The 12,892-nt window shown below is 69.0% G+C and carries 4 protein-coding genes, 1 tRNA gene and 2 rRNA genes (1 of these 7 cut by a window edge); 6 read left to right on the forward strand and 1 reads right to left on the reverse strand.

Annotated elements, in window-relative coordinates; all coding sequences use genetic code 11:
- The 4 genes from RVR_RS27225 to RVR_RS27240 form a co-directional block, all read left to right on the forward strand.
- Positions 1-1,879, forward strand: a 23S ribosomal RNA gene (locus RVR_RS27225); it begins 1,247 nt to the left of the window's first position.
- A gap of 105 nt (positions 1,880-1,984) precedes the next feature.
- Positions 1,985-2,101: ribosomal RNA gene (rrf, locus tag RVR_RS27230) — 5S ribosomal RNA — on the forward strand.
- Between the two features lie 175 nt (positions 2,102-2,276).
- Complete coding sequence (locus tag RVR_RS27235; RefSeq protein WP_202236525.1) at positions 2,277-2,963, forward strand: DegT/DnrJ/EryC1/StrS family aminotransferase; 687 nt, start codon at positions 2,277-2,279, stop codon at positions 2,961-2,963.
- 51 nt (positions 2,964-3,014) lie between these two features.
- Positions 3,015-3,087, forward strand: a tRNA-Thr gene (locus RVR_RS27240).
- 139 nt (positions 3,088-3,226) lie between these two features.
- Here the strand turns inward: RVR_RS27240 and RVR_RS27245 are convergent.
- A complete protein-coding gene (locus RVR_RS27245) occupies positions 3,227-5,854 on the reverse strand; it encodes a SpoIIE family protein phosphatase (protein ID WP_430393187.1) in 2,628 nt (875 codons plus the stop codon).
- A 329-nt stretch (positions 5,855-6,183) separates the two neighbouring features.
- On the opposite strand from RVR_RS27245, the gene RVR_RS27250 reads away from it, so the two are divergent.
- On the forward strand, positions 6,184-11,682 hold the full coding sequence (locus tag RVR_RS27250) for a HAMP domain-containing protein (RefSeq protein ID WP_202236527.1): 5,499 nt from the start codon (positions 6,184-6,186) through the stop codon (positions 11,680-11,682).
- A 324-nt stretch (positions 11,683-12,006) separates the two neighbouring features.
- Entirely contained in the window at positions 12,007-12,720 is a 714-nt protein-coding gene (locus RVR_RS27255; protein ID WP_202236528.1) for a response regulator, read from the forward strand.
- Positions 12,721-12,892 lie beyond the last annotated feature (172 nt).

The raw sequence follows: 12,892 nt of genomic DNA on the forward strand, positions 1-12,892 counted from the left end.
AAGCGTACCGCCGAAGTCGTGTCATTCGTACATGAGGGCCAACGCCCGTACGGATGGGTAGGGGAGCGTCGTGTGCCGGGTGAAGCCGCCGTGTAAGCGAGTGGTGGATGGTTCACGAGTGAGAATGCAGGCATGAGTAGCGATACAAGAGTGGGAAACTCTTGCGCCGATTGACTAAGGGTTCCTGGGTCAAGTTGATCTGCCCAGGGTAAGTCGGGACCTAAGGCGAGGCCGACAGGCGTAGTCGATGGACAACCGGTTGATATTCCGGTACCCGCTTTGAAGCGCCCAGTACTGAACCGAGCGATGCTAAGGCCGTGAAGCCGCCTCTGATCTCTTCGGAGTGAGGGGGAGTGGTGGAGCCGCTGAACCGGACTTGTAGTAGGTAAGTGATGGGGTGACGCAGGAAGGTAGTCCAGCCCGGGCGGTGGTTGTCCCGGGGTAAGGGTGTAGGACGTTGTCCAGGTAAATCCGGGCAGCTTTGAGTCTGAGACCTGATGCCGAGCCGATTGTGGTGAAGTGGATGATCCTATGCTGTCGAGAAAAGCCTCTAGCGAGTTTCAAGGCGGCCCGTACCCTAAACCGACTCAGGTGGTCTGGTAGAGAATACCGAGGCGTTCGGGTGAACTATGGTTAAGGAACTCGGCAAAATGCCCCCGTAACTTCGGGAGAAGGGGGGCCACTTCTGGTGATCATCTTTACGGTGTGAGCTGGGGGTGGCCGCAGAGACCAGCGAGAAGCGACTGTTTACTAAAAACACAGGTCCGTGCGAAGCCGTAAGGCGATGTATACGGACTGACGCCTGCCCGGTGCTGGAACGTTAAGGGGACCGGTTAGTCACATTTCGGTGTGGCGAAGCTGAGAACTTAAGCGCCAGTAAACGGCGGTGGTAACTATAACCATCCTAAGGTAGCGAAATTCCTTGTCGGGTAAGTTCCGACCTGCACGAATGGCGTAACGACTTCTCGACTGTCTCAACCATAGGCCCGGTGAAATTGCACTACGAGTAAAGATGCTCGTTTCGCGCAGCAGGACGGAAAGACCCCGGGACCTTTACTATAGCTTGATATTGGTGTTCGGTTCGGCTTGTGTAGGATAGGTGGGAGACTTTGATCATCGAGCGCCAGCTTGGTGGGAGTCGTCGTTGAAATACCACTCTGGTCGTGCTGGATGTCTAACCTCGGTCCGTGATCCGGATCAGGGACAGTGTCTGGTGGGTAGTTTAACTGGGGCGGTTGCCTCCTAAAGGGTAACGGAGGCGCCCAAAGGTTCCCTCAGCCTGGTTGGCAATCAGGTGTTGAGTGTAAGTGCACAAGGGAGCTTGACTGTGAGACTGACGGGTCGAGCAGGTACGAAAGTAGGGACTAGTGATCCGGCGGTGGCTTGTGGAAGCGCCGTCGCTCAACGGATAAAAGGTACCCCGGGGATAACAGGCTGATCTTCCCCAAGAGTCCATATCGACGGGATGGTTTGGCACCTCGATGTCGGCTCGTCGCATCCTGGGGCTGGAGTCGGTCCCAAGGGTTGGGCTGTTCGCCCATTAAAGCGGTACGCGAGCTGGGTTTAGAACGTCGTGAGACAGTTCGGTCCCTATCCGCTGCGCGCGTTGGAGTCTTGAGAAGGGCTGTCCCTAGTACGAGAGGACCGGGACGGACGAACCTCTGGTGTGCCAGTTGTTCTGCCAAGGGCATGGCTGGTTGGCTACGTTCGGGAGGGATAACCGCTGAAAGCATCTAAGCGGGAAGCCTGCTTCGAGATGAGGGCTCCCACCCACTTGATGGGGTAAGGCTCCCAGTAGACGACTGGGTTGATAGGCCGGATGTGGAAGCCTCGTGAGGGGTGGAGCTGACCGGTACTAATAGGCCGAGGGCTTGTCCATGTGTGCTCGCGTCCACTGTGTGGTTCTGAAACAACCAGCTACCCACATGCCATTGCCTGGTGAGAACCGGGCGGGGTGTGTGGTGTGTGGAGAGTTTCATAGTGTTTCGGTGGTCATAGCGTTAGGGAAACGCCCGGTCACATTCCGAACCCGGAAGCTAAGCCTTTCAGCGCCGATGGTACTGCAGGGGGGACCCTGTGGGAGAGTAGGACACCGCCGAACAAATTTTGAGAAAAGGCCCCAACCCCCGAGGCTTGTCCCGGGGGTTGGGGCTTTTTTGCTGCTCGTTACCCTCATGTTCACGTCCCCACGGGAACCTGGGCTCCCCGACAGGCGGAGGTGTGGAGACGTGCAGCAGATGACGACTGCCGGACGGCGGCCCGGTATCGCTTGCGAGATGACGGCGACCGTGGTGCGGGACACCCTCAACGCGCTCGGCATCGGCCGCGGTGACGAGGTCATCGTGCCGTCGTACGGTCCCGGTGCGCCCGCCGACGGGACCCGGCTGGCCGGCGCGACCCCCGTGTTCGCCGACATCGACGCCCGGACCTACTGCGTGGACCCTGCCTCGGTGGCCGACCGTGTCACCGCGCGGACCGCTGCCCTGGTTCCGGTGAACCTCTTCGGCCACCCGGCGGCCCTGGACCGGCTGGCGGACCTCGCGCTCCGGCACGGGCTCGCCGTGGTCGAGGAGGCGCCCCATGGCGAGGACCTGGGCGCCGTCGCCCGCCGCCGGGCCCACGCGCGGTTCCTCGACTCGGCGCTCACCGGGGTCGTGGTGCCGTACACCGAGCCGGGCGCGCACCACCTCTACCAGCGGTACACCGTCCGGGTACCGGGCAACGGCCGGCCGGACCGGGACGCGTACCTGCGGGCGCTGGTCGAGCGCGGGGTACCGGCGACCGTGGCCGTCCCGGTGCCCGTGCACCGGATGCCGGCGCACCGTGCGGCCCGGCCGGCCGAGCTGCCGCAGACCGAGCGGGTGGCCGCCGACAGCCTGTCGCTGCCGCTCCACCCGGGCATGACACAGCGCGAGTTGACCCACTTGGCGACGGTCTGCAACCGGCTCGGCGGGGTCGTCTGACCGCCGTTTTCGTACAAGGGCGCTGATGGGCTAGGATCTTCCCATCGACGCGCCCCAATAGCTCAGTCGGTAGAGCGTCTCCATGGTAAGGAGAAGGTCTACGGTTCGATTCCGTATTGGGGCTCCGTGGAAAAGGCCCCCGCCGTGACGGCGGGGGCCTTTTCGCTGTTCTGGAGCTGTGCTGCGACCGTAGCCGCCGCCCCGGCGACCGGCCCCGGCGCTGCGGGACGGGGCGGGACGGCGTGGTGCGGGTACGAAGTGGTTCAGGGCGTCGGCAGTGCCGGCACCCGCATGGCGAGGATCGCCATGTCGTCGGAGGGCGCGTCGGCCGCGAAACGCTCCACGGCGCGCTGGATGCGCGCGGCGACCGCGCCGGCGGTCAGGCCCGTACACGTGGCCAGCACGTCGGCCAGTCCGTCGTCGCCGAGCATCCGACTTCCCTCGCGTCGCTCGGTCACGCCGTCGGTGACGCAGAGCAGGACGTCGCCCGGGTCGAGCGTGACGGACTGCTCGAAGAGGTCGAGGTCCTCCATGACACCGAGCAGCGGCTGCGGTTCTGCGGCCGGCTCCACGGTGCCGTCCGGACGCAGGCGCAGCGGCAGCGGGTGCCCGGCGCAGACCATGCGCAGCTCGGCGCTGCCGTCCTCCCGCGGCCACAACTCGCCGTAGAGGAGGGTGAGGAAGCGGCTGCGGGCGCCCTCGTCGAGGATGGCGGCGTTGAGCAGTTCGAGGACCGAGGGGCCGCCGAAGCCCTCGCGGGCGAGCAGCCGCAGCGCGTGCCGGGCCAGGCCGGTGACGGCGGCCGCCTCCGGGCCGGTGCCGCAGACGTCGCCGATGGCGAAGCCCCAGCAGCCCTCGCGGATCGGGAAGAGGTCGTAGAAGTCGCCGCCGACCTCGTTGCCCTCGCCGGCCGCGCGGTAGACGACCTCGACCTCGACGCCGGGGATGTCCGGCAGCTCGGGCGGCAGCAGGCTGCGCTGGAGGGCCTGGCTGATCGCGGTGCGCTCGCTGTAGAGGCGGGCGTTGTCCAGGGCAAGGGCGGCGCGGCGGGAGAGGTCCTCGGCGAGTTCGAGGATCTCCTGGCGGAAGCGCTCGTCGCTGGGCTTGCCGAGGGTGAGCATGCCGATGACGCGGTTGCGGGCGACCAGCGGCAGCACGACCGTTTCTCCACCGACCGCGGCGGCGGTGGCCAGGGCGACACCGGGGGTGCTGGCGGGGCGTGTGCCGGCCGCGGCGCCGACGCCGAGGCTGCGCAGGGAGGCGCGCAGCGCGCTGGAGTGCGCGGCGTCGGAGGGGGCGGTCCAGATCCGGGCGCCGGGGGTGGGGTCGGGCTCGGGCGGCCTGACCTGCTGGAGCAGGGCCTTGATGCCGTCGATGCGGTCCTCGTCCTCGTGCAGCACGAAGGCGAGTTCGGGTTCCGCCTGCTCGGCGATGGTGTAGACGGCGCACCAGCTCGCGAGGGTGGGCACGGTCATCTGGGCCATGAGGGCCAGGGTCTGGTCGCGTTCGAGGGTACCGGCGAGCAGGTCGGAGGCTTCGACGAGGAAGGAGAGCGAGCCGCGGCGGAGGCGCTCGAGTTCGGTGAGGCGGGCGCTCTCGACGGCCAGGGCGATCCGGTCGGCGGCGAACTGGAGGCGCAGGGCCTCCTGGTTGTTGTAGCGGCCGGGCGCTTCGGCGGCGACGCCGAGGGACCCGGTCAGGCGGCCCTCGACCTTGAGCGGGACGGTGACGACGGAGCGCATGCCGGTGCCGGACAGCAGCGGTACGGCACCGGGCACGGCGGTGAGGTCCTCGTGGACGGCGGGCATGCGGGCGCTGCCGTAGCGGCCGGTGCCGGCCTCGACGGGGACGCGGGCGAAGCGCTGGCGGGCGGAGGGCAGGCCGGTGGAGGCGCGGACCTCCAGCTCGGTCTCGTCGTCGGTGGCGAGCAGCAGGTAGGCGGCGTCGCCGTCGAGCATGTCGCGGGCGCGTTCCACGGTGCGCTGGAGGAGGCCGTCGAGGTCGTCGGGGGCGGGGGAGCCGATGAAGACCTCGAACGCGTCGGTGGCCTTGCCGCGCTGGGAGGCGTGGGGGTCGGTGCCGTTGGTGCCGCGGTGGGGCGACTGGAGGACCGCGCGTTCCTCGGCGCGCACCAGCAGGCAGACGGTGGACGGTTCGCCCGCGGTGTCGCGGACCCGCAGGTGGGAGCCGTAGACGGGCAGGACCCTGCCGCCGGAGTCGCGCAGGCCGTAGGTGCCCTCCCAGCGGGAGTGCTGGAGGGCGTCGGCGAGGCCGATGCCGGTGCCGGGGGTCTGCGGCCAGGCGGCGAGGTCGGCGAGGGACTTGCCGACGACGTCGGCGGCGGTGTGGCCGAAGAGGTCGGTGGCGTCGTCGTTCCACCGGGTGATGACGCCGGCGCTGTCGACCTGGACGACGGCGACGCGCACGCTCTCGTCGGCGACCGGCAGGTCCGCGGTGGGCAGGACCGGGCCGACGGAGCGGGTGCCGGTGGGGCGCTGGGGCAGTTCGAGCTGGAACCAGACGTACTTTCCTGCCGCGGAGTACTCCACGCCCCAGCGGCTGGCCAGGGCGGAGCAGAGCAGCAGGCCGCGGCCGCCCTCGTTGTCGGCCTCGCGGAACTGGCGGCCCCGGGTCTGCATCGGGACTTCGCGCTCGGGGTAGTGGTCGGCGACCTCGACGCGGACCGCGGTGTCGTACCGCAGGCACTGCACGTCGGCGGCGGTGCCGGCGTGCACCACCGCGTTGGTGACCAGCTCGCTGGTCAGGACGACGGCGTCGTCCACCACGTCCGCGAAGCCCCAGCCGTGCAGGGTGTCGCGGACGAAGGCGCGGGCGATCGCGACCGACCGTCCCACCGGTTCGAAGGTGGCCGCTGCCCGCGCCGTGATCACCGATCTCCTCATGGTTCGTGTCCGCGCGGGCGCGCCGCCCGCTGCTGCCGGTGCGTCGCCGTGCTGCTGGAACGTCACTCGGCGGCTCCCCTGCGTGTGCGCCCGTCGGGAGGGGGGACCTCCCGGCTACGGCGGCACCGTTCACGTTACCTACCCACACCGACCGTGTGTGCGCCGGTTACCCGTGTTTCCACCCCGATCGTGGTCGCAGTTCCCCGGATGCTGCCGAACTGTTATGGGTGGGGTGGGCCGTAGTGAAACACTGGGCATGTTCTGAAGGTTGCAAGCTTGCTCATCTGCGGGTCGGTCGACCCTCCGGGAGGAACACGGTGGAGTCTGGCGCATCGGCGCGGGGCACGGTCACGCGTACGAAGAACGGGCGATCCCGTGGCAGCGGGACCGTCGAGGTCGACACGGCCGCGCTCACCAAGCTGCTCGGGGCGTTGTCCGCGATGCGGGACGGGAACTTCCGCAAGCGGTTGCCGGTGTCGGGCGACGGGCCGCTGGCGGAGATCGCGGTCGTCTTCAACGAGGTCGCCGACCGTAACCAGCACCTCACCGGGGAGCTGGCCCGGGTGCGCCGGGTGGTCGGCCGGGACGGCAAGCTGACCGAGCGGTTGGAGTCGGGCCCGTCGGAGGGTTCGTGGGCGGCGGCGATCGAGGCGTCGAACGCGCTGGTGGACGACCTGGTGCGGCCGGTGTCGGAGGTCGGCCGGGTGCTGTCGGCGGTCGCCGAGGGCGATCTCGAACAGCGGATGGACCTGCGGGCTCAGAACGCGGACGGGTCGGCGCACCCGCTGCGCGGCGAGTTCCTGAAGGTGGGACGCACGGTCAACGGGCTGGTGGACCAGTTGTCGGCGTTCACCGACGAGGTGACGCGGGTCGCCAGCGAGGTGGGCACCGAGGGCAAGCTCGGCGGGCAGGCGAAGGTCCGGGGGGTGTCCGGGTCCTGGAAGGACCTGACGGACTCGGTCAACACCATGGCGTACCGGCTGACGGCGCAGGTGCGGGACATCGCGCTGGTGACGACGGCGGTGGCGAAGGGGGACCTGTCCCGCAAGGTGACGGTCCACGTCGCGGGGGAGATGCTGGAGCTGAAGAACACCGTCAACACGATGGTGGACCAGCTCAGCTCGTTCTCCTCCGAGGTGACCCGGGTGGCCCGGGAGGTGGGCACCGAGGGCGAGCTGGGCGGCCAGGCGCAGGTGCCGGGCGTGGCGGGGGTGTGGAAGGACCTCACGGACTCCGTCAACCTGATGGCGGGGAACCTGACGGCGCAGGTGCGGGACATCGCCCAGGTGACGATGGCCGTGGCGAACGGCGACCTGACGCAGAAGATCACCATCGGCGCGCGCGGCGAGGTCGCGCAGCTCGCGGAGACGATCAACGCGATGACGGAGACGCTGCGCACGTTCGCCGACGAGGTGACGCGGGTCGCGGGGGAGATCGGCGCGGAGGGCCAGCTCGGCGGGCAGGCGCAGGTGCCGGGCGTGGCGGGGACCTGGAAGGACCTGACGGACTCGGTCAACACGGCGTTCCGGAACCTGACGGCGCAGGTGCGGGACATCGCGCAGGTGACCACGGCGGTGGCCGGCGGTGACCTGTCGCAGAAGGTGACCGTGGACGTCTCCGGCGAGATGCTGGAGCTGAAGAACACCGTGAACACCATGGTGGACCAGCTTTCGGCGTTCGGCGACGAGGTGACGCGGGTCGCGCGCGAGGTCGGCGTCGAGGGCCAGCTCGGCGGGCAGGCGCAGGTCTCCGGCGCGGCGGGGACCTGGAAGGACCTGACGGACTCCGTCAACAACGCGTTCCGGAACCTGACCGCCCAGGTCCGCAACATCGCCCAGGTGACGACCGCCGTCGCCAACGGTGACCTGTCGCAGAAGGTCACGGTGGACGTCTCCGGCGAGATGCTGGAGCTGAAGAACACCGTGAACACCATGGTGGACCAGCTCAGCTCGTTCTCGCAGCAGGTCACGCGGATGGCGCGGGACGTGGGCACCGAGGGCCGGCTGGGCGGCCAGGCCCGGGTGGACGGGGTGTCGGGCACGTGGAAGGACCTGACGGACTCCGTCAACTTCATGGCCGGCAACCTCACCTCGCAGGTGCGGCAGATCGCCCAGGTGACGACGGCGGTGGCGCGCGGTGACCTGTCGCAGAAGATCGACGTGGACGCGCGGGGCGAGATCCTGGAGTTGAAGAACACCATCAACACGATGGTGGACCAGCTTTCGTCGTTCGCGGAGCAGGTCACCAGGGTGGCCCGCGAGGTGGGCACGGACGGGCGGCTGGGCGGCCAGGCGCAGGTGCCGGGTGTGGCCGGCGTGTGGCGTGACCTGACGGACTCGGTGAACTTCATGGCCGGCAACCTGACCGGCCAGGTCCGCAACATCGCCCAGGTCGCCACGGCGGTGGCGCGCGGCGACCTGTCGCAGAAGATCGACGTGGACGCCAAGGGCGAGATCCTGGAGCTGAAGAGCACCCTGAACACGATGGTGGACCAGCTTTCGTCGTTCGCGGAGCAGGTCACCAGGGTGGCCCGCGAGGTGGGCACGGAGGGCATCCTCGGCGGCCAGGCGGAGGTCAAGGGCGTCAGCGGTACGTGGAAGGACCTCACGCAGTCCGTCAACTTCATGGCGAACAACCTCACCTCCCAGGTGCGCAACATCGCCGACGTGACGTCGGCGGTGGCGGCGGGCGACCTGTCGCGCAAGATCACCGTGGACGCGAAGGGCGAGATCCTCGCGCTGGTGACGACCGTGAACACGATGGTGGACACGCTGTCGGCGTTCGGTGACGAGGTCACCCGGGTGGCGCGGGAGGTGGGCACGGAGGGCCAGCTCGGCGGTCAGGCGCGGGTGCGCGACGCGTCGGGCATCTGGAAGGACCTCACCGACTCGGTGAACGGCATGGCGTCGAACCTCACCTCGCAGGTGCGGTCGATCTCCTCGGTGGCCACCGCCGTCGCCAACGGCGACCTGACGAAGAAGATCGACGTGGACGCCCGGGGCGAGATCCTGGAGCTGAAGAACACCATCAACACGATGGTGGACACGCTGTCGGCGTTCGGTGACGAGGTCACCCGGGTGGCGCGGGAGGTGGGCACCGAGGGCATCCTCGGCGGCCAGGCGCGGGTGCCGGGGGTGGCCGGCACCTGGAAGGACCTGACCGAGTCCGTCAACGGCATGGCGTCCAACCTGACCGGCCAGGTGCGGCAGATCGCGCAGGTGACGACGGCGGTCGCGCGCGGCGACCTGTCCAAGAAGATCGACGTGGACGCGCGCGGCGAGATCCTGGAGCTGAAGACCACGATCAACACCATGGTCGGGCAGCTTTCGGCGTTCGGTGACGAGGTGACGCGGGTCGCCCGCGAGGTGGGTACCGAGGGACGGCTGGGCGGCCAGGCGCGGGTGCCGGGCGTGTCGGGGATCTGGAAGGACCTCACCGAGTCGGTGAACCTGATGGCCAACAACCTGACGTCCCAGGTGCGCAACATCGCGCAGGTCGCCACCGCGGTGACCCGCGGCGACCTGAACCTGCGGATCGACGTGGACGCGGCCGGGGAGATCCTGGAGCTGCAGGACTACATCAACACGATGATCGTCCGGCTGCGCGAGACGACGCTCGCGAACAAGGAGCAGGACTGGCTCAAGGGCAACCTGGCCCGGATCTCCGGTCTGATGCAGGGCCGGCGCGACCTGCGGGACGTGGCCGCGCTCATCATGAGCGAGCTGACCCCGGTGGTGTCCGCGCAGCACGGCGCGTTCTTCCTCGCCCAGGACACCGCGGAGTCCGGCGAGGAGTACGAACTCGCGCTCGTCGGCAGCTACGGCTTCTCGCGGCGCACCATGTCGTCGGTGTTCCTGCCGGGGGAGGGGCTGATCGGGCAGGCGGCGGTGGAGAAGCGCTCGATCCTGATCGAGCAGGCGCCGCCGGGCTACCTGAAGATCGTGTCGGGGCTGGGCGAGGCCCCGCCGGCCCACGTGATCGTGCTGCCGGTGCTCTTCGAGGGCCGGGTGCTCGGCGTGATCGAGCTGGCGGCGTTCCAGCCGTTCACGCAGATCCAGAAGGACTTCCTGGACCAGATCACCGACATCATCGCGATCAGCGTCAACACCATCTCGGTGAACACCAAGACCGAGGGGCTGCTCAAGCAGTCCCAGGAGCTGACCGAGCAACTCCAGGAGCGCTCGGACGAGTTGGAGAACCGGCAGCGCGCCCTCCAGATGTCCAACGCGGAGCTGGAGGAGAAGGCCGAGCTGCTGGCGCGGCAGAACCGCGACATCGAGGTGAAGAACACCGAGATCGAGGAGGCGCGGCAGGTCCTGGAGGAGAGGGCCGAGCAGCTCGCGGTGTCGATGCGCTACAAGTCCGAGTTCCTGGCGAACATGTCGCACGAGCTGCGCACGCCGCTGAACTCGCTGCTGATCCTCGCCAAGCTGCTGGCCGACAACGCCGACTCCAACCTGTCGCCGAAGCAGGTCGAGTTCGCCGAGACCATCCACGGCGCCGGTTCCGACCTGCTGGAGCTCATCAACGACATCCTGGACCTGACGAAGGTCGAGGCCGGCAAGATGGACGTCTCGCCGACCCGGATCGCGCTGGTGCAACTGGTGGACTACGTGGAGGCGACGTTCCGGCCGCTGACGGCGGAGAAGGGCCTGGACTTCTCGGTGCGGGTCTCCCCGGAGCTGCCGGCCACCCTGCACACCGACGAGCAGCGGCTGCTCCAGGTGCTGCGCAACCTGCTGTCGAACGCGGTGAAGTTCACCGACTCCGGGTCGGTGGAGCTGATGATCCGGCCGGCCGGCCCGGACGCGCCGCAGTCGATCCGGGAGCAGTTGCTGGAGGCGGGGACGCTGCGCGACCCCGACCAGCCGCTGATCGCGTTCTCGGTGTCCGACACCGGGATCGGGATCGCGGCGAGCAAGATGCTGGTGATCTTCGAGGCGTTCAAGCAGGCCGACGGCACCACCAGCCGCAAGTACGGCGGCACCGGCCTCGGGTTGTCGATCAGCCGGGAGATCGCCCGGCTGCTGGGCGGTGAGATCCACGCCGACAGCCAGCCCGGCCGCGGTTCGACCTTCACCCTGTACCTGCCGCTCAGCCTCGGTGACACGCTGCCGGTGCAGCCGCAGGTGGCGATCGAGGGGGGCGAGGACGCGGAGGCCGAGCAGCGGTCCCAGGGGCGTACCCGCGGCCCGGGCAGCAGCCTGGCGAGGCTGCGCCGCCGCTCGGCGCAGACCGCGCCCGGCCCGTCCCGGCCGGAGGCGGGCGGGAACGGGGCGGGCGGCGGCGCGGGCGCCTTCTCCGCCGCGGCGGACGACCGGGGCGGCCGAGGGGGCCAGGGTGCCCCTGCAAGGGGCTCTGAGGGCCCTGGGAGCGACTCCGGGACGGCGGGGCGGGAAACGGCGCACGGGGAGGCGTACCCGGCCTTCACCGGCGGTTTCAGCGGCGAGAAGGTCCTGATCGTCGACGACGACATCCGCAACGTCTTCGCGCTCACCAGCGTGCTGGAGCAGTACGGCCTGACCGTGCTGTACGCGGAGAACGGGCGCGAGGGCATCGACGTCCTGGAGCAGTACGACGACATCGCCGTGGTGCTGATGGACATCATGATGCCGGAGATGGACGGCTACGCCACGACCGCGGCGATCCGCAAGATGCCGCAGTTCGCGGGGCTGCCGATCATCGCGCTCACCGCGAAGGCGATGAAGGGCGACCGGGAGAAGGCGATCGACTCCGGCGCGTCGGACTACGTGACCAAGCCGGTGGACACCGATCACCTGCTGGCGCTCATGGCCGACTGGATGCACGCGCGGTGAGCGCCGCGAGGACCGCCCCGACGGCCGCCGCGATGATCGGTTCGACGGCCGAACCTGCCCGAAGATGGCCGATTATTTTGCCGACTTGAGTGTCGGGTGAGGTGTGAGCCGCTCCGGATCTGGGAACCTTACGGTCTCCGCCTGCGTTTCCGGTATGTGGTGGGTGACGTGACGGTGACAGGGTGTGGCGACCGGCAGGGTGCGGCTACCATGACCGGCACAAGGACGGGCGGCGGGACATTGCTGCCCCCGGGGGCGGCGACCGGCGCTTCCGTCGGCATTGCGAGTCGGGGAGGCCCCAAGCCGGGGCGAGGAGGGCGTGGCGTGGTGCAAAAGGCCAAGATCCTCCTGGTCGATGACCGGCCGGAGAATCTGCTGGCGCTGGAGGCGATCCTCTCGGCGCTGGACCAGACCCTGGTCCGTGCATCGTCAGGGGAGGAAGCGCTCAAGGCGCTGCTGACCGACGACTTCGCGGTGATCCTGCTCGATGTCCAGATGCCGGGCATGGACGGGTTCGAGACCGCGGCACACATCAAGCGGCGGGAGCGCACCCGGGACATCCCGATCATCTTCCTCACCGCGATCAACCACGGCCCGCACCACACCTTCCGGGGCTACGCGGCGGGCGCGGTGGACTACATCTCCAAGCCCTTCGACCCATGGGTGCTGCGCGCCAAGGTCTCGGTGTTCGTGGACCTGTACATGAAGAACTGCCAGTTGCGCGAGCAGGCGGCGCTGCTGCGGCTCCAGTTGGAGCAGGGCGCGCCGTCGGGCGCCTCGGTCGACGGCGCGGGAGCCGTCGGCGCCAAGGAGTCCGTCGGCCTGCTCGCCGAACTGTCCGCGCGCCTGGCCGCAGTGGAGGAGCAGGCCGAGGCGCTCGGCAAGCAGCTCGACGGCAGCGCGGACGCCGCGGCGGTGGCCACCGCCGCGCACCTGGAGCGCAAACTCACCGGGTTGCGGCGGGCGTTGGACGCGCTCGAACCCGGCGACGCGGGCGGCGGCGGCGAGCTGGGCAGGCAGCAGAGCGGTTCCGAGTGACCGCGGGCGGCACGCCGGGACGTCCGGCCCGCCGCCCGCGACCCGAGCGGCACGCTCCCCACCGGGGGTGCCCCCGGCCCATGACGCGGCGTCAACCCGGCGCCCCGTGCGGTCCGACACGAACGGGCGTATCCCCGAGCAGGCGTGTCCCTCGATCACAAGGGCGGTAACC

The sequence above is a fragment of the Streptomyces sp. SN-593 genome (assembly GCF_016756395.1).
Lineage (GTDB): Bacteria > Actinomycetota > Actinomycetes > Streptomycetales > Streptomycetaceae > Actinacidiphila > Actinacidiphila reveromycinica.